Genomic DNA, 24,887 nt, shown 5'->3' on the forward strand with positions numbered 1-24,887 from the left:
CTGATCGCTGCGGCGTTCCTTCGCTGCAGCTGTTGAATTGGATCCTACATTCACTCCGGGTCAGTCGATAGAGCCAATCGCGTCTGTTGGTGTAAGCCTTTCGCTATACCCGTGTAGGTCTGTAAAAAAATGTGACTGTCATCTCATGTTTGGTCATGATGCGCCGAGAAGCTTAAAAGGCTCTGCATCGCGTGCTGCGCGGCTCGGTTGCCATAAAAAGAAAAAATAATGCACGGGATGACGATCATGAGTATGCGCAGTTTTTCCATCAGCCGCCGTTTGTGGCTGATCCTTGTGGTTTCAGTGCTGATGCTTTTTGTTTTGTCGGCGACCTTGCTCAGACAGATCCATAACGATCTGTATCAGGCCAAGGCCGAAAAAACCATGCATGTGGTCCAGACCGCCAGCGGCATACTCACCTATTACCAAGGGCTTGAGGCCGCGGGCAGCATGACGCGCGAAGCCGCGCAACAACAGGCCCTGAAAGAGATAAAGGGCCTGCGTTACAGCCAGAACGACTACTTCTGGATCAACGACCTGCGCCCGGTGATGATCATGCACCCCACCAACGCCAAGCTCGAAGGCCAGGATATATCGACCATCAGAGACCCGGACGGCTTTGCAGTGTTCAACGAAATGGTCACGCTGGTCAAAGCCAAGGGTGCCGGGATGGTGAATTATCGTTGGCCCAAACCGGGCGCCAGCGAGCCGGTGAAAAAGACCTCCTACGTGCAATTGTTTCAACCCTGGGGCTGGATTCTGGGCTCGGGCGTGTATGTGGACGACGTAGCCGCAGAGTTCAAGGCACAGCTATGGAACGCCGGCATTTTCATCGCAGGCATCGTGCTGGTCATGATCCTGCTGCTGGTCATGATTGTGCGCAGTATCGTGCGACCGCTGAGAGCGGCAGTCGGTGCAATGGCCAACATCGCCAGTGGCGAAAGTGACCTGACCCGCACGCTGGAAACCCACGGCAAGGATGAAATCACCGAGCTGGGCGTGCACTTCAACGCCTTTGTCGCCAAGCTGCGCAATGTCGTCGGCCAGTTGCAGAATTCGGCCGTGGCGCTGGGCCAGGCCTCGACGGATCTGGGCAGCAATGCCGAGCAAGCGCAGAAACGCAGCGAGCAGCAGTCCCAACAAATGGACCTGGTTGCCACCGCGGTCAACGAAGTGACCTATGGCGTACAGGACGTGGCCAAGAACGCCGAGCATGCCGCCAACGAAATGCGTGATGCCGAGTCACAGGCACAGCAGGGTCAGGTCAACATCGATAACAGCCTGCGCCAGATCGGGCACCTGTCCGCCACCATCGGTCAGGCCGTTGAAGTAATGCAGAGTCTGGCCGGCGAGAGCACGCAGATCGGCAGCGTACTGGAAGTCATCAGTTCGATTGCCGAGCAGACCAACCTGCTGGCACTGAACGCCGCCATCGAAGCGGCACGCGCAGGTGAACAGGGTCGTGGCTTTGCCGTGGTGGCTGACGAGGTACGTCTACTGGCCCAGCGCACCCAGAAGTCGACCGCAGAAATCCAGGCCATGATCGAACGCCTGCAAAAGCATTCCGACGCGGCGGTCAAGGTAATCGGCGACAGCAGCCGTTCCTCGCAACTGACTATCGAGCAGGCCAACCAGGCAGGCCAGAGCCTGACGTCCATCAGTCAGGCGCTACGCAACCTCAACAGCCTGAATACCTCCATTGCCAGCGCCACTCTGCAGCAGACGCATGTGGTGGACGACATCAACCAGAACGTGACACAGGCCGCGCAATTGTCCCAAAGCACCGCACTGGCCGCTGAACAATCGACTTCGGCCAGCCTGCACCTGCGCGACTTGAGCGAAGAACTGAACGGGCTGCTGAAGCAGTTCCGGGTTTAAATCTGCATTGCGATGGGGTGCACGGAACCTAGTGCGCCTCTTGTTGCCTGACACCTGCTTAATCAATCGCTCATTTAGCTGCTTATTTATTGCAGGGGGTCACATGCGCACACTGGAATTGGCAGGCAGAACTGTACCAGTGCTGGGTCAGGGCACCTGGCACATGGGTGAAAAAGGGCACCTGCGCTCGGCAGAAATTGCTGGCCTTTGCCTGGGTATCGAACAGGGCCTGACCCTGATCGACACCGCCGAGATGTACGCCGACGGCGCTGCCGAAGAGATCGTCGGGCAAGCCATCGCCGGGCAACGCGACAAGGTATTCGTGGTCAGCAAGGTCTACCCGCACAATGCCAGCCGTAGCGGTATCCCGGCTGCATGCGAAGCAAGCCTGCGCCGGATGAACACCGACTACATCGACCTTTATCTGCTGCACTGGCCGGGTCAGTACCCACTGACCGAAACCGTCGAAGCCTTCGAACGCCTGCAGGAAGCCGGAAAAATCGGCGCCTGGGGTGTTTCCAACTTTGATGTCCCGGACATGATCGAGCTGAACAACCCGCGTTGCGCGACCAATCAGGTGCTGTACAACCCGGAACAACGCGGCATCGAGTTCGACCTGATGCTGTGGAGCGCTGATCGCCACCTGCCATTGATGGCGTACTGCCCGATTGGCCAGGCCGGCGATCTGCTTTACCACCCTGCCCTGCACGAAATCGCCAAACGCCATGACGCAACACCGGCGCAGATTTCCCTGGCGTGGGTGCTGCGTCAGGACAACATGATCGCCATTCCCAAGGCGACCAACCCGGAGCATATTCGTCTGAACATCGCTGCCGAGCAGATTCGCCTCACCGAGCGCGACCTGGCCGACATTGACCTGGCCTGGCCAGCGCCGACTCGCAAAGTACCGCTGGCAATGGTCTGACCGGTGTCGATGCAGTAGCAGCTGTCGATTGACTGAACGGCCGCCAATGCGGCCGTCTCTTCATGTGACAGATGACACACCCGGCAACAAGCTGTCACAAATATGAAATAACGCCTTGTCATCATGCGGCCTTCGCCTCCCTGCCCGGGCCAGGCCGCACGTGGACAGCCATGAACCACAGTATTGCTCACCACCATCAGGACTCCGACCTTTTCGGTCTGCTCTACGGCTTCCGTTTTCGCCACGCTGAAAGTGGCCAGGAAATCGGTTCGGCCGCCGCGCTGGATTACCTGCAAAACCCTCCCGAAGAGAACGACTTCATCTGGCTGCACCTGAACCTGTCGCACGCAGCCTGCGAGCGCTGGATGAAAACCCATCTGGACCTTCCGGAAGAGTTTTTCGAGGCCCTGCACGAGGGTTCGCGTTCCACCCGAATCGAGCACGTCGACGCCACGTTGCTGGCAGTAGTCAACGATGTGGTGTTCGATTTCAACAGGCTCTCGACCGACATCTCGACCTTGTGGGTCTGCGCGCGCCAGCGTTTGCTGATCACCGCCCGGCTGCAGCCACTGCGTTCGGTAGACAAGTTGCGCTCGGCGGTCAAACGCGGCGAACAGTTCGATTCACCGCTGGAACTGCTCGCGCACCTGCTGAGTGATCAGGGCGAAGTGCTGACCCAGTTTCTGCGCAAGACCAGCGTCAACGTCGACCGCATTGAAGACCAGTTGCTTTCGCAGCGACTGAGCAACAATCGCTCCGAACTCGGTGCAATGCGCCGGGTGCTGGTGCGACTGCAACGTCTGCTGGCGCTGGAACCGGGTTCGTTGATGCGGTTGTTGCACAAGCCTCCGCAATGGCTGCGCGAGCAGGATGTCCAGGCGCTGCGTCAGTCCATCGAAGAGTCCTCGCTGGTGATCAACGACCTCACGGCACTGGGCGAGCGCATCAAACTGTTGCAGGAAGAGATTGCCGCCAATCTCAACGAACAGAGCAGCAGAACCCTGTTTACCCTGACCGTGGTAACGGTTCTGGCGTTGCCGATCAACATTGTCGCGGGCTTTTTCGGCATGAACGTGGGGGGTGTGCCACTGGCATCCGACCCTGAAGGCTTCTGGATTCTGGTGGCACTGGTCGCGACGTTTACGCTGGTCGCGGGACGCTGGGCGTTTCGCAAGCGTGGCGATTATTGACCCGGCCTGCCGGTTGTCAGAAATCTGGCGCAAAAGGCCACTGATTACTCGCATGTCGCATCTCTGTCACATTTTGCAATGACCATGTCAATATTCTTTCAATCAGGATTGCGAACATGGCTATAAACGCACTTTCTCCCGATGCGACGGGCCGGGCGGGCCTGTCGGCAACTCACTTCGGGCGCAAACCGGGTCGACTGACCATGGTCATCTTCTTCGCGATACTCATCGCCGGCCTGCTTTTCACTGGCTACAGCCTCAAGCAGGATGTCGACGACATGGGCACGGTGGTCACCACCTGGACCCCGTTCGTGCTGCTGGGCGTGGCGTTGCTGATTGCACTGGGGTTCGAATTCGTCAACGGTTTCCATGACACCGCCAACGCGGTCGCCACCGTGATCTATACCCATTCCCTGCCACCCGGCTTTGCGGTGGTCTGGTCAGGGTTCTTCAACTTTCTCGGCGTGATGCTCTCCAGTGGTGCGGTGGCGTTCGGCATCATCGCGCTGCTGCCAGTGGAACTGATTCTGCAAACCGGCTCATCGGCAGGCTTTGCGATGATCTTCGCGCTGTTGATCGCGGCGATCATCTGGAACCTCGGCACCTGGTGGCTGGGTCTGCCGGCGTCCTCGTCACACACGCTGATCGGCTCGATCATCGGGGTCGGTATCGCCAACGCCCTGATGCACGGACGAGACGGCACCAGTGGCGTGGACTGGTCTCAGGCGACCAAAATAGGCTACTCGCTGTTGCTCTCGCCGCTGGTGGGTTTCGGCTGTGCCGCCTTGCTGTTGCTGGCCATGCGCATGTTCATCAAGAACCGTGCGCTGTACAAGGCACCGGAAGGCAACGCACCGCCACCGCTGTGGATTCGCGCCATGCTGATCGTGACCTGCACCGGCGTATCATTTGCTCATGGCTCCAACGACGGGCAGAAAGGCATGGGGCTGATCATGCTGATTCTGGTCGGTACCCTGCCGATGGCCTATGCGCTCAACCGCACCATGCCGGCCGATCAAGCCACTCAGTTCGGCGCGGTGGCAGAGGTCACCCAACAGGCACTGATGCGCAGTGTTCCCCTGCCTGCCCCGGCTGACTCGCGCCAGACCCTGTCGGATTATCTGGTCAGCAAACAGGCAGGTCCCGACCTGATCCCTGCGCTGGCGGTCATGACCGGCAAGATCGGCAATCAGGTCGCCAGCTACGGCTCGCTCTCGAAGGTGCCAGCGGAAGCGGTGACCAACGTTCGAAACGACATGTACCTGACCTCGGAAACCATCCGGGTGATGGATAAGAACAAGGTAGGCAATTTCGACGCCGATACGCAGACCAAGCTCGATGCGTTCAAAGGGCAGATCGACAGCGCGACGCGTTTTATTCCGACCTGGGTCAAGATTGTGGTCGCTATTGCCCTGGGGCTGGGCACGATGGTCGGCTGGAAACGCATCGTCGTGACGGTAGGTGAGCGCATAGGCAAGACGCACATGACCTACGCACAAGGCGCGTCGGCAGAAGTCGTGGCGATGTTCACCATCGGCGCGGCGGACATGTACGGGCTGCCAGTTTCGACCACCCACGTGCTGTCGTCCGGGGTGGCCGGTTCGATGGTCGCCAATGGCTCGGGGCTGCAAATGCGCACCTTGCGCAATCTGGCCACCGCCTGGGTGTTGACCCTGCCGGCCGCCATCCTGCTTTCGGGTTCTCTGTACTGGGTGTTCAGTAAGCTGTTTTGAGGTCTTTGGCGAGCGGTGCCTGCTGCCATCAAGTCTTGATGCAGGTCGCAAAGAGGACGCGGAGCGTCCAGAAAGGCATGCGACGCGGAGCGTCGCACGATAGTTGCGATTATCGTGCCTCAGGATCCGGTGGTTGATCACCCTCTACGCTGGTGTCGATACTCACCACCACCGACATTCCCGGCCGTAAATGCTCCAGCATTGGCTGATCGGCATCGACCACGATGCGCACCGGGATGCGCTGGGAAATCTTCACGAAGTTGCCGGTCGCGTTATCGGCGGGCAGCAGACTGAATTCAGAACCTGCGGCAGGCGAAATGCGTTGTACGTGGCCGTGCATCTGGTGGCCGTCCAGCGCATCAACGGTAAAGCTCACCGGCTGGCCAAGGCGCACATGGGCCATCTGGGTCTCTTTCATGTTGGCCACGATCCAGCGCTGCTCGGGTACCAGCGCCATCAATTGTGCGCCCGAATTGACGTAGGCACCAAGGCGCACGCCGATCTGCCCCAACTGCCCGTCACGCGGGGCGACAATGCGAGTGTTGTCCAGGTCGATGCGCGCCAGCTCGATGGCTGCCTGCGCATTGGCCACTGAAGCTTCCAGTGAGCCACGATTGACGATCACCGTTTGCAGGTCCTCGCGGGCGATCTGCAATACCGCCTTGGCTTCAGCAACCGCAGCGTTTGCCTGCGCATCGGCGGCACGCGTGACATCCAGCTCGCTTTTCGAAACCGAACCGTCGGTCACCAGTGCCTGATTGCGACGCAGATCGGCAGCGCTCTTGCGGCTCTGGGCGATGCTGTTCTGCAGTTCGGCCTGGCGCTGGCCGATGGTCGCTTCGGCACTGCGTCGCTGTTGCAGGTTATTGGCCAGCGAGGCTTTCTGTACCGCCAGTTGCGCAATAGCCTGATCCAGGCGCTGGCGATAAATACGGTCATCCAGGCGCACCAGCAAGTCGCCGGCCTTGACGAACTGGAAGTCCTGAACCGGCACTTCGTACACATACCCGCTCAACTGCGGCCCGATCAGCGTGGTCTGGCCCTTTACCTGGGCGTTCTCGGTGCTCTCTATCGGGCTGGCAAACGGCGGCAGTTGCCAGGCATACAGCACAACCATTACCCCGATCAGCGCGACGGCAGCGAAGATCACCGAAGACACGACTCGCTTGCGGGCCGAGCGCGGCTTGCTGGTCACCGGGGACGTCAACGGTGCCGGTGGCGGCGCGCTGCGGGTTGTTTCTGTATCTGAGGTCGTGGATTCGTTCATGAAGATTTAACGCCGGAATTGGATACGGAGGGCGAAGCGGCAGGTGCTACAGGCGCCAGCGCCAAAGGTTGAGTGGTCATTTTCAGCCACAGGACCCGGGCTGAAATCCAGATCATGGTCAGCACGGCAATCAGGGCGATCAGCATGAACACATCGTTATAGGCCAGCACGTTGGCTTCTCGGGTCGCAGCCGTAGCGATTGCGCGCATGCCTTGAGTGTTGCGCAGCGACGGGTCGGCAATAACCGAACTGTAACTGGCGCTGTAGCTCTGCAATCGCGCCTGAACCAGCGGGTCAATCAGGGTCAGGTGTTCAACGATATGACTGGAGTGAAACTTCTCGCGCACGATCTGGAAAGTGCCCAGTGCAGCAGACCCGATCAGGCCGCCAATGTTTTGTGTGATCCCGAACAACACCGAAAAACTCACCATGTTGCGCGGGTTGGCCAGTACCCCGCTGATCCCCAGCACCAGCGTCGGACCGAGAAAAAACGTACCGCCGAACGCCAGCAGGAATTGACTGAGGTACATGTTCGACTGACGGGTCAGATTGGTCGAATGGCTGTCCATCCAGGCACCGACGGCCATCATCGCCAGAGAAATCAGCAACGGCTTGATCAGGTGCGCGGGGTTGATGGTCAGCGCACTGACCGCCAACCCGGCGACACTGCCCAGCAACATCACCATATACAGCGTGTGCAGTTGCTGACTGCCCATGTTCAGCGCCTGAAGAAAACCTACCGCGCCCACTGACTGCTCGGACAGCACCACGCGAAACAGGATAACGGCCAGCCCGAGACGCAGAATCGCCCCGCTGCCGAGCCAACGCGTGATCAGCAACGGATTGCTGCGATTATGCTCAATGGCCAGTCCGGCGCAGATCAGCACAATGGAGGCCGCCGACGCCAGGCCTATCCACTGCGCTTCCAGCCACCATTCGATACGCCCCAGTGAGAGAACCGCACAGAGCAGCGCAAAACCGCCGGCCAGCAGGCCGAAGGTCAGAAAATCCAGTTTTTCGAACGCCTTGAAACGATCACCCGGTGGCAGCTTGAGCAGCAGTACGCAACCCAGCGAGAGTAGCGCCATACCCAGTTCAAACAGGTACAAACCGCGCCACTGGGCGATCTGCAACAAGTCTTCGGACACCAGCCGGGCCAGCGGCGTCGCCAGCTGGGCAGTGCCAAGCCCGAGCACCAGCGCCTTGAGCCGCCACTTCTGCGGAAACGCCTGAATCATGTAGTACAGCCCAAGGGTACTGAGCGCAGCACCGACCATGCCGTGCGCCGCACGCACGGCGATGGCCGAGTCAATATCGTTGACGAACAGGTGCGCCAGCGTCACCAGCGCATAAAGCACCAGAAACAGTTCGGTGAACGCGCGCAAACCGAACTGCTGACGAAACTTCACCAGCAGCAGATTCATTGACACATTGGTCATGATGTACGCAGCGGGCAACCAGGCGATGTCTTGCGAAGTCGCACCCAGCGCACCCTGCAAATACGGCAGGTTGGCAACCACCAGCGCGTTGCCGAGCCCGCCAGTCAGCGCGACGATCACCCCCACCAGCGCAAATGCCCAGCGCCGCGCATCGGAATGCAGCGGCGTCGAAGGCGAGCCGGGCATGGTCGGACGCTCATGGGCGGCCCACTCGCGCGGGGCATATTTATCGGTCATAAAGAACGGTCATGGAGGCTTTCATGGGTGCACCCGAGGAATTCCCTTTTGTGACACTAATGACAGTCATAATACTCATCAGCCAGGCAATGATTCACCTCAGCCAGCCCGGCGCAGTAAAGCTCAGTCCCCCGCAAACGCTCTAAATAGTGGCTTTGTAAAACTTCAGGCTATGCTTAAACGCAGTTTTGCTTTGCACATTTGCGCTGCTAGGATCTTCTGCGACGCTCCAACAAGACTCGAACAAGAAGAAAGCGCAACCGAACAAGGAGTTCAGAATGAGTTCACAGGTTTCATCGGCCCGCCCGGTTCGACAACCCACCAGCCGGGATTCGATCGTTGTCGAGGTGCGTAACCACATGGGTCACCTGACCCTCAATCGCCCGGAAGGCCTGAACGCAATCGATCTGAACATGGTCCGCACGCTCCGCCAGCAGCTTGATCTCTGGGCTGACGACCCGTCTGTTCATGCCGTGGTTCTGCGCGGCGCAGGTAGCAAGGCATTCTGCGCAGGCGGCGATATCCGTTCACTGTACGAAAGCCATCAGAACGGCCAGGACCTGCACTACACGTTCTTTGCCGAAGAGTATGAGCTGGACCTGACCATTCACCGTTACCGCAAACCGATACTGGCCCTGATGGACGGTCTGGTGCTGGGCGGCGGCATGGGCCTGGTCCAGGGCGCAGACCTGCGCGTGGTGACCGAACGCAGCCGGCTGGGCATGCCGGAAGTCGCCATTGGCTACTTTCCGGATGTCGGCGGCAGTTATTTCCTGTCGCGTCTTCCTGGCGAGCTGGGCACCTGGCTGGGCGTGACCGGGTCACAGATCGGCGCTGCCGATGCCTTGTACTGCGGTCTTGCCAACTGGTCGATGAACAGCGAACTGCTGCCGCGCCTCGACCATATGCTCGACCACCTGAAATGGAAATCGACGCCACTCAAGGACCTGCAGGGTGCCCTCGCCAAGCTGGCGACCCAACGCCTGCCCTACCCGCCTCTGGAAACCCTGCGTCCGGCCATTGATCATTTTTTTGGTTTGCCGGATATCCCCAGCATGCTCGAGCAGTTGCAAGAGGTGGTAATCGGCGACACCCGTGAGTGGGCGCTGGATACCGTCGACCGCATGAAGCGTCACTCGCCGCTGGCGATGGCCGTGACCCTGGAAATGCTCCGTCGTGGCCGTCACTTGCCATTACAGGACTGCTTTGCCATGGAACTGCACCTGGACCGCCAATGGTTCGAGCGCGGCGACCTGATTGAGGGCATACGCGCCCTGATAATCGATAAAGACAAGAAGCCGCAATGGAAACACGCCAGCGTGCAGGACGTCAGCAGCACGCATGTGCAGAGTTTCTTCAGCGGTGTGGAGAATTAAGTCGTGCACGACCTTGAATTGACCGAAGAACAGGTAATGATTCGCGACATGGCGCGCGACTTTGCCCGCAACGAAATCGCCCCGCACGCCCAGGCCTGGGAAAAGGCTGGCTGGATCGATGATGCGCTGGTCGCCAAACTTGGCGAGCTGGGCCTTTTAGGCATGGTGGTGCCGGAGCAATGGGGCGGCACTTACATCGACTACGTCGCCTATGCGCTGGCGGTTGAGGAGATCTCCGCCGCCGACGCAGCTACCGGCACGCTGATGAGCGTACACAGCTCAGTCGGCTGCGGGCCGGTGCTCAATTACGGGACTGATGAGCAGAAACACACCTGGCTGGAAAAGCTCGCCACCGGTCGGGCGATAGGCTGCTTTTGCCTGACCGAACCGCATGCGGGCTCCGAAGCCCATAACCTGCGCACTCGTGCCGAGCTGCAAGGTGATGAGTGGGTCATCAATGGTGCCAAACAGTTCGTCAGCAACGGCAAACGCGCACAACTGGCCATCGTGTTTGCCGTGACCGACCCACAGCTCGGCAAAAAGGGCCTGTCAGCGTTTCTGGTGCCCACCGAAAACCCCGGTTTCGTGGTTGACCGTAGTGAACACAAGATGGGCATCAGGGCGTCCGACACCTGCGCCGTCACGCTTAACAATTGCCGTATCCCGGCGGCCAATCTGCTGGGTGAGCGCGGCAAGGGGCTGTCCATTGCCCTCTCCAATCTGGAAGGTGGCCGTATCGGCATCGCGGCGCAGGCGCTGGGCATCGCCCGCGCCGCGTTTGAGGCCGCGCTGGCCTATGCGCGTGAACGCGTGCAGTTCGACAAGCCGATCATCGAGCACCAGAGCATCGCCAACCTGTTGGCCGATATGCACACCCGCATCAATGCCTCGCGGCTGTTGATTCTGCATGCCGCGCGCCTGCGCAGCGCCGGGCAGCCGTGCCTGTCCGAAGCCTCGCAAGCCAAGCTGTTCGCTTCGGAAATGGCCGAATGGGTGTGCTCCAAAGCCATCCAGATTCATGGTGGCTATGGCTACCTGGAGGATTACCCTGTCGAGCGTTTCTACCGGGACGCGCGAATCACCCAGATTTACGAAGGCTCCAGTGAGATCCAGCGCCTGCTGATTGCCCGCGAACTGCGTCATTATCTGGTCTGATAAACGCGATTGCCCCGGCGATGCCTGTCGCCGGGGCATGCTGTCAGCGCGGCATGAATCGCTCCCGCCCAAGCAGTGTCACCAGCAACGCGACCGAGTCGGCGTTTTTAAGCGTGATGTCGATACGCTTGCGAACATCGTCGTAAAACACGTCTCGAGCCTCATCTAGGGTCTTCTTACCCGCTATCCGCAGAATCGTCTGCTTACCATTACCGTCCGTTCGCCTCAAGTCGCGCCACGCGTCTTCATCCAGCTGCCTGAACAGTTTGTCGCGGTCAGTGTGGTAGGACAGGGTCTTCTGCTGTTGATAGGTCAGCTCGTTTCTGATGCGCAGTCGATACTCCGATGCATCATCCAGTAAATCAACAAACGGCGCCTGAGATTCGAGATAGGCAATGTCGTCAGTCTTGAGCACCAGGTGAGATAACTCATGAATCAGGATCGTGGCGCGATAATGCGGACCATGCTTGAATTCACCCGAGCGAATGACGTTGAGCTTGAAACGGTAGGTAGGCAAACGAAAGAACTGCTCAGTCAGAAAAACCCGCCTTAATGGGTCAGCTTCGAAGATAAACGCACTGGCGGACTCGTTGCCCACCCGGTTAATGCCGACCACGTAACGCTTGGAGTCGATAGGCGACATCGAAGGGCTCATCAACTCCTCGTAAATCTTGGTAACGGCCTTTTTGGTGACTTTATACACATGCTCATCCGGGACCTTCTGAGCAAAAAAATCAGCCAGTATCTTTTCCGTCCGTGGATCTGCCTTTCCGTCCGGCAATCGCCTGGTCAGGTTGGCCAGACAGTTTTCCAGATAGTGCTGAGCCTGAGCATATGCATCTTCGATGGCCTGGGCCATTTCTCGATAGGAATGTCGAATCTCGGACATACCTCGAGCATTGATGACTATGAGGTCGTCAACCAGATCATCAATGACGCTGCCTTCAATACGGGTAAGCGCACCACCGCCACCTCTTAGCCCGCCCTGAATATCGAGTTTCCATTGCTGATCGGCATCAAGACTGACCGAGGGGCCAATCTTCTTGCCCGCAATAATGAACCAACCGTCCTCATCGGACTGCAATTCATAGGTCTTACCACCAATGGCTGCATACTTTCTACCGGTGGCCGGATCGCGGTAGACACTTAACAGCTCATCCCTTTGCAGCGTGTACAAGGCGATGTCATGAGCTTCGAATTCGCGCAGACGGTCTCGTATCTGCTGCGTCAGTGAGCTATTGCTCCAGGAAAACCCGGACTCATCGGGCTCATCTTCCAGTTGCAAAAGCGTGTCGGACAGAGCAGCGTCGTCTGGTAACGTGCTGGTCTCGTCAACCGCACGTGATGTGAATGCCGAAGAGTTCTGACCGGAAGAGATCATTACGCTCAAGGCAGCCATGAACTCCGACAGGGCCTTGCCCCAGTGCTGCCCCCCGGCCGAGATGACCGACAGATTCAATAGCGCCTGCCCCTGGATGATACCAACCAATGCACCCAGACGCCCCGGCATCAGTGCCATGACTTGCTCGGCCCCCAGAGCGAACAGGTACCGGGAAGCAGCGCGGCGCTGTTCGGCATTAGTGACGCTGTGCTGTTGCACTTGTAACTTCAGCGTATCCAGAGCGCCCTCGAACATCAGCAGCAGACAGTTACCGTTATAGGGATCGATTTGCACGGTCACCGGTGCAGGAGTATCAAAGGGCACGTCAAAAGAGGATTCTGCACTGAAAGGTAGATGCGGCTCCACGAAGCCACCTTTGTCATAGACTTTGCGCAAATGGGGATCAACACGATCCAGAATGTACGCTTGAAGATAGGTAGAGGTATGGATGTCCCTCAACAGCGCAGCCTGGTCCGGGTACTCCTTGAAAACAAATTCGTCGTGCAGTGGCGCGTAAAGCACCCACGGTCCCGATTGGCTTTCATGCGGCCCCATCAGATACGTATTGAGTACGAGGGTCGGCTCCCAGCCTTCCTTGGCAGGGAGCAACTGCAGGGGGCTGAACACCATCTTGCCGCCGTTGACAGGAAGGCGTGCAATGGCATCGGGCATATTAAGAACGTTTTCGATAACCGTATAAGCTTGCTCGGACAACTCATTCTTGAGCCTGAGGGCAAACGCTCGCAGTATATCCAGCGAAGGGATCTGATCGACGAACAGTTTGCGTCGCTTGAGGTAATCAGGAGCAGTCGCGGCAAGGATCGGGTCGAGCATGCTCCGGTAACCCGCAGCGATGTCCAGCGACCTCACCAGATCACGAACGTAAGCCGGAGTGAGCGACGCGTGCAGTGGCTTATCGTCCGCTGATGAGAGAAGGATGACCCCGTCCTGCCTGGACAGGAAACGGTCGATGGCGTATTGCACAAGGGTTTCGCTGACTGATTGTGTGGCCGCCGGTATCGACTGGGGTGTCTGCCCCGGTGCGGCCGGGACGGGAATGTAATGCGCCATTGTCACCCGGACGCTTTCAGGATCAGGGCGAGGCTCGGTGAAATCGGTGTTGAACCTGCTTTTCAGTCGCTCGCAGGAGTAGTCATAGAGACTGGGTATATCAAACAAAAAATCTTTCTGGCCGACACAGGTCACATAAAACCGCTGCAGGGCATTCACCAGCGTAATCTGATCAGTCCCCGACGCTTCGCTGACCCATGAAGGGACGATGGCTTTGTAGATGATGAACTGGATGGCAACGCCCAGATAGCCAAGAGCCTGGCGATTTCGGTCATCGCGCTCTCCTGCACTCAGCAGGTTGACGAAAAGTTCTGACGGTACCCGCCAGGTCACGGCCTGCTGATAAAGATACGCCACGGTGCTTCGCTGACGTTCCACCTCGCCACGTTGTAACGTTTCGATGAAATGCTCTTCAATGCGTTGCAGTTTTACCTTGAGATCCAGCGTGCCAGTCCGGGTACGATGATCAAGCAGCCTCTGCCTGTCCGGCTCGGCAAGAACCCCCGACAAGTGCGACACCAGTTCGAAACCTGTCAACCGCGCAGCAATGTAGTCTTTCAGTGCCTGCAGGGTTTCGAAACATACAAGTCCCTTGCTCAGTACCCAAAGAGCGGGCGAGCTGTGAGCAAGCCTGTTATTGATCACGAATGCGTTGGGCACCTGGATTGCAGGTGATTCAGGATCGAACTGAACAGAAACGGTGAACGCATCGACCCGTGACTCACCCAGAGCCTCCCTGAGAGCAGGCAGTGGCCGGTCCAGTAATTGCTGAACGCTCTCGATGACCGACTCGGGAAGCAAACCTGTACGCTTTTCAACAAGCAATTCCAGGCGCAGTGCATACTCGCGCACCAGGCCGGATATCACACCGGGGCGCTCGCTGCTATCCAGCTGACGAACCGTACGTGAATAGAATTGGCTGATTTGCTCTTCGAAACGGCGAGCAAACTCCTCCTGTACACAGACCAGTATTTGTTCGAGCAATGCCAACGGCAGACGTTGCAACGGCCGATTCAGAACCGGAGTTATCAGCCCTGCCACCACCACGCTGTCTGACAGGGGGTCCTGCGTGTAGCCGCAAACGCGGTCAAGCGCCAAAGAAAGCAGCCGCACAGGCACCGCATCCACGGCAGCCGGCAAGATCCAAAGGGCCCGGGCATCCAGAGGTGGTCCTCCAATTACAGCCAGATAACGGTTCAGCGCGTGGCGCATGCAGCCCTCTACACCGGCATGCAGAACATCAACGCGCTCAAGCAACACATCAAGCTTCTTCAGTTTGCCAATCCAGTTGTAAGAAGGCTCGGAAACAAGATCCGGATGCTCCCCCACGTTAGCCTGGATAGAGGCTCCCCAGGTTTGGCCAAAAGGCAGCACTTCCGGACGCCAGCGCCCTGAGTCGTGGAGGTTTGATAGCCGGCCATCCAGTAGTCCGCGAATGTCCAGTGCATCATCAACCCGGACCGGATTTTTTTCGTATTGGATCGGTGGCAGGCCCAGGACATAACGCAGATTGCGCTTTTGCAGAGCGATCACAGAGTCAGCGAATTCATTGAAAAACACGTTGGCGAACGCATCCTGATACGACTCGACCTTACCCTTCTCTTTAATGGCAAGGTGATCGTTCAAGGATGAATAAAACAGCAGCTCGGCACGTGAGGGGTCGCTCAGTACGTGCGCTATTGCACGAGCCGGATCATCAAAGCGCAAGAAGCCCGACAGCGAGAAGTAGAGAAACGCACTCGACGGCTGTTCTGCGGGAAAATCAATCAGGAACACGCCCACCAGCTTGACAGGCTCCTGTCCCGCAACGGTGACTGACAACCGTTGAACGCGTATCGACTGTGCATTGCCAGGTTGCGAGGGTAACAGGCTGAGCAAACAGCGATACTCTGCTTCAGTCATCGTGCCATGTGCCTGGCTCGATAAAAGATGCTGAAGAAAACACTCAGCGAGCGCATGACCAATAAAGTCTCTTACTGTACGGCCGTCCTGTCGTTTTGACATCCAGTAATCAGACAGCAATTGCTCGTATGCATCGCGGACTCCCGAAACCACGTCAGCCAGCGCCAGCTCGAAAAGCTCGCTCTGCGCTTGCGGCAAGACAAGGCCCCGCGCATCCAGAAATTGCCGTATCAGACCCGTCGGAAGAACGTTCAGGGAAAATGCCTGCACAGCAGCATCAGCCAGATACTGAGTGCCCACTACCGATGACACCACCGGATTGGCTCCGGGGTCAGTGCCCAGAATCTGCACCACCTGACTGAAAACGTCGACGCTGTCTGCGACGCCTCTCTGCACTAACGCCGTCTGCAAGGCCTTGCCTGCCGCAGCTCGCAGGTCCGGCAGCTCCTGCAACTGGACCAACAGGCGTTCCAGATGCCCGGCCTGCTGGCGCATGATCGCCAGCGTACGCGCTTCGAAGAGCGAGCCCTCGACACGCTCTGCCTCGATAGTCGATATATCGCTGACGTCGCCAAACCGCTGCTGCAAGGCAATTAGCAGCGAAGTGCGGCTCTCGAATCGCTCAACCCCGAAGGTCAGGGTACTCAAAAAGACTGGCGCGACACCTGGCGTGGGGTCGCTGATTAACAAGGCACCCGCAAGTTCGGCGTTATCGGGCGAATTGTCGCCTATGATCAGCCGATCAGCTCTTGGACGGGGTGCATCGCTGTTGGGCTCGACACTTACTCCGACCAATAATTGCAGCCACTTGCCATCTTCACTGCTGATGCGTGAGCTGCCGACTGCGTCATGAATGTCCTGTGTGAATCGGCTGCGCAGAGAGTCGCTGAAAAAATAGGGAAGTACTGTTGGCATGTGCTGTTTCCTTTGAATAGCCCTCATCGCTCACTGCGCCGGGGCACGTGGCAGAGGAAAAGGAAACAGCTTATTGAGGTAGCACGACGCGCCTGCGTTACATAAAGCAATGGGGCCGCAGGCGCACGTCGCTCACATCAATTAACGGAAGGCTGGACGTTCTTTTCAACCCATGCAGCGAAGGCGTTGATGAACTTCTCCAGAAATGGCCGTGTCTTGTCGGACAGTGCGCCCGCTTCATCGAAAAAGCTTCCAGCGCCACCCAGGTATGCCTCAGGCTGCTGAAGGCACAGCACGTCCAGAAATACCAGAGACTGGCGCAGGTGATGGTTGGCACCAAAGCCACCGACAGCACCTGGAGAAGCACTTATGACCGCGCCGGGTTTGCCGCTGAAAGCGCTTTTGCCGTAAGGACGCGAGCCTACATCAATGGCATTTTTCAGGGCACCCGGCACCGAACGGTTGTATTCCGGTGTTACAAAAAGCACACCGTCGGCAGCGCCCAACTGGTCGCGAAATGCACTGTAGGCTGGCGGCGGAGAAGCGCCATCAATGTCTTCATTATACAGAGGCAAATCGCCAATTTCGACGATATTCAGTTTAAGGCTGGCAGGTGCCAGCTCCGCGAGGGCAAGCGCAATTTTTCGGTTGATGGAGTCTTTTCGCAGACTGCCGACCAATACGGCAATGGTATGAACCTGGCTCATGAAAATATCCGTCATCTGATTAATAGGGAAGATCAGGTATACAACAACAGCCGCCTTTAGACGACCATTGCCCTGGTCAATTCCCCTACGCACCACAACCGCCCGGATTATTTTTTTCCTGCCGGCAAACTCACCTATAGATCAGTGGTCTACTAGCCTCGATGGATTCGTAAACCAGCAGTTATATTCAGTTTCAGAGGTTACAGAGCAAATGGCTTCAGTTCTCGTCGGACAATTTCATGCCAGAGACGCCGAAGGTCGCGTCTACCCGGTCCATGAATTCCAGGAATCGCAGCCGGGTGAGGTGCAGGGCGGGCAGCCGGTAATCACTTACAGACTGGCAATTGGTGACCGGGTCAAGCATCTGGGTGGTGAAGACTTTCAACTGGTGCAATCGGGCGTGAAAATCACCCGTACACCGTCGTAATACAGGCAGAACTCCCGCTCGAGCTGCCGCTGCCAGCGGGAAGTTGCTAGTCAGAAAAGATCAGATACCAGAAAATCGCCGTTTCACGTGTGTTGGGATCTATGCCTCGATAGCGCATATGATCCACCCCGCCTACCACGTATCCACAACGCTCATACAACTTGCAGGCACCCAGGTTATTGTTCTGGGTTTCCAGAACGATACCGGGCAGATTGCGCTTGCGGCTCCAGAATTGAGCGACATCGAGCAATGAACGCGCGACCCCATGACGACGCGCTGACTCGTCTACCGCCAGCTCATCAATGTACGCGAACCCGCTCCAGTGAGTGCTCATCACGATATGGCCAACCGGTCGGTCGTCCAGCCAGGCCACCATCACCGAACTCGTGGCGGCATCGCGATGATCGGCAAATTCCTGAGAATCGATACCATAATTCTTGCTGTACGGCTCGACCAGCTCGACCTGCCATGAGTCAACGCTTTCGCCGATACGCGGTTGGGCATAACCAAGCACTGTAAACGTGAATTCGCTATTGAGGATGTAGTCCTCGAAACATTCGTCTGCAATACGAATGCTCAAGGCAGGGTTTGCCACGTTCATGTCACCACTCGCTGGTTGCTGTCAGGAGGACGTCTGCGCTGCGGCTTCCAGCATTTGTACCCACAAAGCAGGTGCACCGGAAGCCTTGGCAATGGTGCTCATACGGACTTCATGCTCGGCCAGTTCACTTTCCGAAGCACGAATGATGCGGCAAGGCTTGCGATCGGCAGGCAAACGGCGGATTTCGCTGCCTCGACTGCCAGAGCCTTCACCGGAGCCGTTACCGTCGGAGGCATTGCCAGCCAGCGACAGGCTGGTCTGCCCGCCGGTCATCGCCAGATAGACTTCGGCCAGAATTTCGGAGTCGAGCAATGCGCCGTGCAGCTCGCGGCCCGAGTTGTCGACACCATAGCGCTTGCACAGGGCATCCAGGCTGTTGCGCTGCCCCGGATGGCGCTCGCGGGCCATCATCAGGGTGTCGAGGATCGAACAGTGCTGGGTAATATCAGCCTTGTCCTGTGAACCCATCAAGGCAAATTCGTTGTTGATGAAGCCAACATCGAACGCTGCGTTGTGGATGATCAGTTGCGCGCCTTTGATGAATTCGAAAAATTCATCGGCGACTTCGGCAAACCGAGGCTTGCCGACCAGAAATTCGTTGGTGATACCGTGAACGCCAATCGCGCCTTCGTCACTTTCGCGATCAGGTTGCAGGTACACGTGAAAATGCCGACCGGTCAGGCGCCGGCCAATCAACTCGACACAACCGATCTCGATGATCCGGTGACCATCTGTCACCGGCATACCGGTGGTTTCGGTATCGAGAACGATCGATCTGTTATCCAGGTTTTGCAATGCCATTGACTGTCGCCTCATCTACAGGCCGCGATTCTAACACGCCATGGCCGTTGCGAGCCTGTCGGATCCATCCGCAATTGAACGGGATAAACCTCAGCAGGCACTGCAGGGAAAACAACGGATTCGGCGATTTTGCCCGGAACTACCACGCCTCCCGAGTTGCACCATGAGTTGCGATAAAGGCAACAGAGTTGCAAGTTTTCGATGATTGCTGACGCGTGTACCGCGTGCCCATACTCGACCCATAAGTAACAGGAGATCGATATGAGCCCTCTTTGGCAGCGCCTTCGCGATCAAGCCCGGCAACTGACCGAGCGCAACCCGGTACTCGGCGATTACGCGACAAGCCACCTGCTGGCCTATGCGACTTTCGAGGATGCGCTCGCTGCGAACCTTGCCCGACAGATGCAGGCCCAAGCGAGTAACATGGCGCTGGAGGACTGGTTCAAGGCGATCATGAAGGCCAGCCCGTCCATCGCTCAGGCAGCGGCTGCCGATATCAACCATCTGGAAACCGTCAATCCTGCCTGCCCGGACCACCTCACGGCCTTTCTGACCTTCCGTGGCATACAGGCCGTTCAGGCATACCGCATCGCCCATGCACTGTGGGCTGAGGGCGATGAGCAAAGCGCGGTGCTAGTACAGAACTGGGCGGCCAACACCTGGAGCATCGATATTCACCCGGCGGCACGCCTCGGCAAATCCTTGTTTGTCGACCACGGCATCGGCCTTGTCATCGGGGAAACCGCAGTAGTCGAAGATGAAGTGAGCCTTTGGCACGGTGTCACGCTGGGCAGCACTCTCAACGAAGCAGGCGACCGACACCCGAAAATCCGCAGAGGCGCACTGATTTGCGCCGGAGCAACCGTTCTGGGGAACATCGAAGTAGGAGCCAATGCCATCGTGGCGGCCAACTCGGTCGTACTCAAAGCTGTGGGCGCTGGAACGGTCGTCGCCGGCACACCGGCAAAGGTGGTGGGTAATGCCCCTGCCTTTCTGGCTACCTTCACGACAAAATCCAAAGGCTAATCAGGAGCTATTACCATGACAGCCGTTGCTCAATTTGCGCAGGGTATCGATCATCCTCTTGTCACCGTGCGCAATCATGCCGAGGCTCTGGAGCTCTACCGCAGAATCGGCTTCGCACCTTCGCCGGTCAGCTACCACCCTTGGGGAACCGTCACCTCGTTGATGATGTTTCCCGGTAACTTCATCGAATTGATCGGCGTCGAAGATGCTTCGAAATTCGGCACCAACCCGGTAAACGGTTTCTGCTTCGGACGTCAGTTGGGTCAATTCCTCGACCGAGGCGAGGAAGGCGTTTCGCTGGTGGCGCTGCACAGTAAAGATGCCGACGCTGACCACGCACGTATGGTGCGCGCAGGGCTTGAAAGCCAGGGCCGTATTGATTTTCGTCGAAAAATGACGCTCCCCGATGGTCGCGACGATGAAGCTGTTGTTTCGTTGGCGCTCTTCATCGACCCGGAACTCCCGGACGCCTCCAACTTTATCTGCCATCAGCATCGTCCTGAACTGATCTGGGTGCGTGGCTGGCAGAACCACCCCAATGGCGCAGACGGGATTCTGGCAATCACTTATCTGGCAGACCCCAAACGGCTTGAACCCCGCTGGCGAGCTATCTATGGCGATGCAGTGAAATACAACGGTACTGTGCTGGAGGCTGATACCCGATGCGGCGTATTGCGTGCCATCGACGCGGCGACAGCTGCCCTGGAATTTCCGGGCGTCGAACTACCTGCAATTGCCAGTGAGCGTCCCCATGCTATTGCCATTCGGCTGCACACCACGAGCCTCAGTGCATTACGCGCGATACTGGCGCGTAATGACGTGGCTTATCATGAAATACGGGGTCATGAAATACAGGGTCATGAAACACCGTATCGTGACATACCGGGCCGCGTGCTCGTGGCACCGCACGCGGCAGGCAATGTCATTCTCGATTTCGTACAGAGTCTTTGATTGAACGTCGACTGACGGCTATCAGCTCTTTATGCCACGCACTTCGTCAACGCCACGGTTGGCGAGCTGGTCGGCACGCTCGTTGCCGGGATGGCCAATATGGCCTCGTACCCACTGCCATTTCACGGTATGCCGGTTGACCTGTTCATCCAGAAGCTGCCACAGATCGGCATTTTTGACCGGCTCCTTGGCCGCGGTTTTCCAGCCGCGTTTCTTCCAGTTGACCATCCACTCGGTAATGCCTTTCATCACGTACTGAGAGTCGGTCACCAGCGTCACTTCGCAAGGACGCTTGAGCTCTTCGAGCCCGCGAATGGCACCCGTCAGCTCCATGCGGTTGTTGGTGGTATTGGCTTCGCCACCCCATAGCTCTTTTTCGACACCCTTGCACACCAGCAGGGCGCCCCACCCGCCCGGGCCAGGATTGCCCTTGCAGGCACCGTCGGTGAAGAGTTCAACGCTATCGCTCATTACGACCTTTCCAGAATGATGGGCTTCATGTGCAGCATGGCATTGCTCAGGAATGATCCTGAGTGTTGCGACTGACCTTGGCCATCGGCATGGGAATCAGCTTGCCGATAGGGTCGCGGCGTACCTGACGTACAGGCCTCAGGCCTACCACCAGTTTGCGCGCCACCAGAAGATAGAAGCCGCCACCGGGGCTCTGACGTCCCTCGCCGAGGCTTTCGAGCCCAGAAAGGCGTGACTGCCATGCCGCTGAAGCAAGGGGCGGACGATAGCATCCGAAGCGCCGTTTCTCCAGCGCGAAGCCCAGCAGGTTCAGCCAGTCGGCGACCCGCGAGGATGAGATGCAGCGCGCCTTGCGCAGCGCATCCCGAGCGAACACGTGACGCATGCCCCAGGCGCTCCAGGGGTTGATGCCGATAATCAGCAAGTGCCCGCCCGGCCGAACACTGCTGGCTGCTTCACGAAGTAGCCCGTGGGGCGACAGGCAGAAATCCAGGCCGTGTTGCAGTACCACGACATCCGCCGCGTGTTCGCTCAATGGCCAGGCCTGCTCTTCGCAGACAATCTCGACGCCCGGCAATGGTGCTCCGAGCCGCACATTGCGCTGCACCTGCGGGGCAACCGGCGGCGCTTGCGCCGACGGGCCGTAATGCACCAGATAGCCGCCGAAATACCGCCCCAGCTCTTCGTCGAGAATGCGCCGCTCCTCTTCGAGCAGAAGCTGCCCCAGCGGCCCGGAAAGCCATTCACGGGCAGCGCGGATCAATGCAAGCCACTCAGGATCAGCCTGAGCGAACGCTTCATCGGTCATGAGTTCTCCTCCAGAGGTGCTCGCGTACAGCGGCAACAGACTCTAAGATGCACCATTGTCCGCCGCTATGCGAACTGCGCCATGATACAGATCCACGCCCTTCCTGCTTTCAATGACAACTACATATGGTTGTTACAAGACCTTTCGAGCCAGCAATGCGCTGTGGTCGACCCTGGCGACGCGAAACCGGTGCTGGGCTGGCTGGCGGAGCATCCTGACTACCGGCTGACCGATATCCTCATCACCCACCACCACAATGATCATGTCGGTGGCGTGGCGGAACTCAAGCAGGCGACCCGGGCACGCGTACTCGGCCCTGCGGCAGAGACTATTCCGGCACGCGATATCGCACTGGTCGACCATGACCGACTGACAGTGCTCGGTCTCGAGTTTGTGGTGCATGCAGTTCCCGGTCACACGCTCGGTCATATCGCCTTCTACCATGAAGACGCTACAACGCCCTTGCTGTTCAGCGGCGACACGTTGTTCGCAGCAGGCTGTGGGCGCCTGTTCGAGGGTACGCCAGAGCAGATGCATGACTCCCTCGAGCGTCTGGCCAAACTGCCGGACAGCACGCTGATTTATTGCGCCCACGAATACACGCTGAGTAATCTGCGCTTCGCCCAGGCCGTCGAGCCCGATAATCAGGATATTGCCCAACGCCTCGCCGAAGTCACCCGCTGGCGTAGTGAAAATCGCATCAGCCTTCCTTCAAACCTGGCTCTGGAAAAACGCACCAACCCGTTCCTGCGAACCCGGGAAACATCTGTTAAAGAAAAAGCGGACGAACGGAGCGGCGGGCAAAACACCTCGCAGAGTGCGGTCTTTGCCAGCTTGAGGGCATGGAAAGATAAGTTCTGACCCGACCATAAAACCGCAATAAAATTCTGAAAGGTTGACCGACGGCAGGCTGCTTCCTAGAATCGCCCGACATTTTCGTCTGGATGTACCCCCCGAACAATGTCGTCATCTATCAGCAAGCCTTCACATTCGGACGCATTGACTCGGTTGGCTCAGGCCATGGCTGTCACCGCGAGTGCGCTTCTGGCCGGTTGCCAGAGCACTGCCAGCGTCGACCCGGTCAGCAGCCATCGCACGCCTAATCTGGCCGCCGGCATCAAGCAAAAACCGATTTTCCTGTCTCACAAGCCCGTCACTCCCCTCGCCCCGCCACAAGATGTGTGGGAGCGCATGCGTCAGGGCTTTCAACTGCAACAAGGCAACGATCAAAACCCCCGTATCGACCAGCAGCGCCTGTGGTTCGCCAACAACCCTTCCTTTCTGGAAAACGCTGGCGAGCGTGGCAGCCTGTATATGCATTACATCGTCGAGCGCCTTGAAGAACGCAACATGCCGCTGGAGCTGGCCCTGCTGCCGGTCATCGAAAGCGCCTACAACCCGATGGCCGTTTCACGCAGCCAGGCTGTAGGTCTATGGCAGTTCATCCCCTCGACCGGGCGTTATTTCAATCTGCGTCAGACCAGCTTTTACGACGGACGTCGTGATATCCAGGCCTCGACTGTTGCCGCACTGGATTACCTGACCCGTCTGCATGACATGTTCAACGGTGACTGGTTGCTGGCCCTCGCGGCCTACAACGCGGGCGAAGGCACAGTAAGCCGTGCCATCGAACGCAATGACAAGCTCAACCTGCCGACCGACTACTGGAACCTGCCACTTCCGCAGGAAACCCGTGACTATGTGCCCAAGCTGCTAGCCTTGTCCCAGGTGGTACTGTCGCCGGAAGCCTATGGCGTCAACCTCAATCCGATCGCCAACCAGCCCTATTTCGAAGTCGTCGAACTCAACAAGCGCGTCGATCTGTCCAAAGTGGCCAGCGCTGCCGATATTGACGAAGACGAGCTTATCCAGCTCAACCCTGCCTACAAGAAGCGCCTGACCGTCGATGGGCCTCAGCATCTGCTGGTGCCAACGTCCAAGGCGCAACTGCTGACGGCCAGCCTGCTGACCATGAAACAGGAAGAACTGGTCGCCTGGCAGCCTTACCGCGTACGCAAGGGCGATACTCTGGAAAGCCTGGCGAGTCGCTATCAGGTGACGGTCAGCTCGCTCAAGAGCAATAACAAGCTGGCAGGCAACCGGCTGAAGATCGGCCAGTCACTGAGCATTCCGGTCAAACCGGGAGTCCAGACGTCACAGCCGGTATTCGAAGCGCTGGCCAACAATGACAAGCCTGCCCGCACCCGCACCTACAAGGTCAAAAGCGGCGACAACCTGACCACCATCGCGCAAGCCAACAAGGTTGATGTCGAAGACCTGCAACGCTGGAACAAGCTGACCGGCAAAAAGCTCAAGGTCGGGCAGGCGCTGGTCATGCAGGACACCAGCAAAACCGGCAGTAAATCCAGCAGCAAAGCGGTCGCCAGCGCCAAAGATGGCGAAAAGAAATCCATGCAGTACAAGATCCAGAAAGGCGACTCGATGTACCTGGTCGCCAAGCGCTTTAATGTCGAGATGCAACATCTCAAGCGCTGGAATCCACGTAGCGGGCAGGCCCTCAAACCCGGCCAGACCCTGACCGTTTACCTGCCGCACTGATGACTGCGGCCACTCGCCCTTCGATAACCCTGGGGCGGGTGGCCGATGCAGCCCCTGCGGCGCAGTC

The 24,887-nt window shown here is 58.1% G+C and carries 19 protein-coding genes; 11 read left to right on the top strand and 8 right to left on the bottom strand.

The features are described 5' to 3' along the window. The first annotated feature begins 246 nt into the window (after window positions 1–246). From RYB09_RS18775 to RYB09_RS18790, 4 genes are all read left to right on the top strand, one after another. Window positions 247–1,878: a methyl-accepting chemotaxis protein gene (locus RYB09_RS18775; protein WP_080394892.1), complete on the top strand. Its 1,632-nt coding sequence runs from the start codon at window positions 247–249 to the stop codon at window positions 1,876–1,878. 103 nt (window positions 1,879–1,981) lie between these two features. Further along, on the top strand, window positions 1,982–2,803 hold the full coding sequence (locus tag RYB09_RS18780; protein WP_004660705.1) for an aldo/keto reductase: 822 nt from the start codon (window positions 1,982–1,984) through the stop codon (window positions 2,801–2,803). A gap of 170 nt (window positions 2,804–2,973) precedes the next feature. Beyond that, entirely contained in the window at window positions 2,974–3,993 is a 1,020-nt protein-coding gene (locus RYB09_RS18785; RefSeq protein WP_002552763.1) for a transporter, read from the top strand. A gap of 116 nt (window positions 3,994–4,109) precedes the next feature. Further along, on the top strand, window positions 4,110–5,726 hold the full coding sequence (locus RYB09_RS18790; protein ID WP_058401937.1) for an inorganic phosphate transporter: 1,617 nt from the start codon (window positions 4,110–4,112) through the stop codon (window positions 5,724–5,726). 109 nt (window positions 5,727–5,835) lie between these two features. On the opposite strand, the gene RYB09_RS18795 is transcribed toward RYB09_RS18790, so the two are convergent. Further along, on the bottom strand, window positions 5,836–6,993 hold the full coding sequence (locus tag RYB09_RS18795) for an HlyD family secretion protein (RefSeq protein ID WP_316889722.1): 1,158 nt from the start codon (window positions 6,991–6,993) through the stop codon (window positions 5,836–5,838). Further along, the gene (locus tag RYB09_RS18800) at window positions 6,990–8,669 is read right to left on the bottom strand and encodes an MFS transporter (RefSeq protein ID WP_316889723.1); all 1,680 of its coding nucleotides are present in this window, start codon (window positions 8,667–8,669) and stop codon (window positions 6,990–6,992) included. Before RYB09_RS18800 ends, RYB09_RS18795 begins: the two co-directional genes overlap by 4 nt. Window positions 8,670–8,947: 278 nt before the next feature. On the opposite strand from RYB09_RS18800, the gene RYB09_RS18805 reads away from it, so the two are divergent. Together RYB09_RS18805 and RYB09_RS18810 are read left to right on the top strand one after the other, a co-directional pair. Then, window positions 8,948–10,045: an enoyl-CoA hydratase/isomerase family protein gene (locus tag RYB09_RS18805; RefSeq protein WP_316889725.1), complete on the top strand. Its 1,098-nt coding sequence runs from the start codon at window positions 8,948–8,950 to the stop codon at window positions 10,043–10,045. 3 nt (window positions 10,046–10,048) lie between these two features. After that, on the top strand, window positions 10,049–11,200 hold the full coding sequence (locus RYB09_RS18810) for an acyl-CoA dehydrogenase family protein (protein WP_316889727.1): 1,152 nt from the start codon (window positions 10,049–10,051) through the stop codon (window positions 11,198–11,200). Between the two features lie 43 nt (window positions 11,201–11,243). Here RYB09_RS18810 and RYB09_RS18815 read toward each other — a convergent pair whose 3' ends face one another. Both RYB09_RS18815 and RYB09_RS18825 read right to left on the bottom strand, forming a co-directional pair. Then, window positions 11,244–16,469 (bottom strand): dermonecrotic toxin domain-containing protein, encoded by a 5,226-nt coding sequence (locus RYB09_RS18815; RefSeq protein ID WP_410478320.1) that lies wholly within the window; start codon window positions 16,467–16,469, stop codon window positions 11,244–11,246. A gap of 137 nt (window positions 16,470–16,606) precedes the next feature. Continuing rightward, window positions 16,607–17,176, bottom strand: coding sequence for an NADPH-dependent FMN reductase (locus RYB09_RS18825; protein WP_004660698.1), 570 nt, complete (start codon window positions 17,174–17,176; stop codon window positions 16,607–16,609). 211 nt (window positions 17,177–17,387) lie between these two features. On the opposite strand from RYB09_RS18825, the gene RYB09_RS18830 reads away from it, so the two are divergent. After that, on the top strand, window positions 17,388–17,603 hold the full coding sequence (locus RYB09_RS18830; protein WP_005743892.1) for a hypothetical protein: 216 nt from the start codon (window positions 17,388–17,390) through the stop codon (window positions 17,601–17,603). Between the two features lie 46 nt (window positions 17,604–17,649). On the opposite strand, the gene RYB09_RS18835 is transcribed toward RYB09_RS18830, so the two are convergent. Both RYB09_RS18835 and dnaQ read right to left on the bottom strand, forming a co-directional pair. Next, a complete protein-coding gene (locus RYB09_RS18835) occupies window positions 17,650–18,204 on the bottom strand; it encodes a GNAT family N-acetyltransferase (protein WP_122258255.1) in 555 nt (184 codons plus the stop codon). Between the two features lie 21 nt (window positions 18,205–18,225). Next, entirely contained in the window at window positions 18,226–19,005 is a 780-nt protein-coding gene (dnaQ, locus tag RYB09_RS18840; RefSeq protein ID WP_058401932.1) for a DNA polymerase III subunit epsilon, read from the bottom strand. Between the two features lie 261 nt (window positions 19,006–19,266). Between dnaQ and epsC the strand changes: the two genes are divergently transcribed. After that, window positions 19,267–20,031, top strand: coding sequence for a serine O-acetyltransferase EpsC (epsC, locus tag RYB09_RS18845; protein WP_316889731.1), 765 nt, complete (start codon window positions 19,267–19,269; stop codon window positions 20,029–20,031). A 15-nt stretch (window positions 20,032–20,046) separates the two neighbouring features. Continuing rightward, complete coding sequence (locus RYB09_RS18850) at window positions 20,047–20,982, top strand: VOC family protein (RefSeq protein ID WP_316889733.1); 936 nt, start codon at window positions 20,047–20,049, stop codon at window positions 20,980–20,982. Between the two features lie 21 nt (window positions 20,983–21,003). Here the strand turns inward: RYB09_RS18850 and rnhA are convergent, their stop codons facing one another. Continuing rightward, window positions 21,004–21,453, bottom strand: a complete 450-nt coding sequence (rnhA, locus tag RYB09_RS18855) for a ribonuclease HI (RefSeq protein ID WP_058401930.1) — start codon at window positions 21,451–21,453, stop codon at window positions 21,004–21,006. Window positions 21,454–21,499: 46 nt separating this feature from the next. Further along, complete coding sequence (locus tag RYB09_RS18860) at window positions 21,500–22,261, bottom strand: methyltransferase domain-containing protein (protein ID WP_058401929.1); 762 nt, start codon at window positions 22,259–22,261, stop codon at window positions 21,500–21,502. 81 nt (window positions 22,262–22,342) lie between these two features. On the opposite strand from RYB09_RS18860, the gene gloB reads away from it, so the two are divergent. Both gloB and RYB09_RS18870 read left to right on the top strand, forming a co-directional pair. Next, entirely contained in the window at window positions 22,343–23,122 is a 780-nt protein-coding gene (gene gloB / locus RYB09_RS18865; RefSeq protein WP_002552746.1) for a hydroxyacylglutathione hydrolase, read from the top strand. Window positions 23,123–23,221: 99 nt separating this feature from the next. Next, complete coding sequence (locus RYB09_RS18870) at window positions 23,222–24,820, top strand: LysM peptidoglycan-binding domain-containing protein (protein WP_122258259.1); 1,599 nt, start codon at window positions 23,222–23,224, stop codon at window positions 24,818–24,820. Window positions 24,821–24,887: the final 67 nt, after the last annotated feature.

It is taken from the genome of Pseudomonas syringae group sp. J254-4, from assembly GCF_032586855.1.
In the GTDB taxonomy this organism is placed as follows: domain Bacteria; phylum Pseudomonadota; class Gammaproteobacteria; order Pseudomonadales; family Pseudomonadaceae; genus Aquipseudomonas; species Aquipseudomonas amygdali.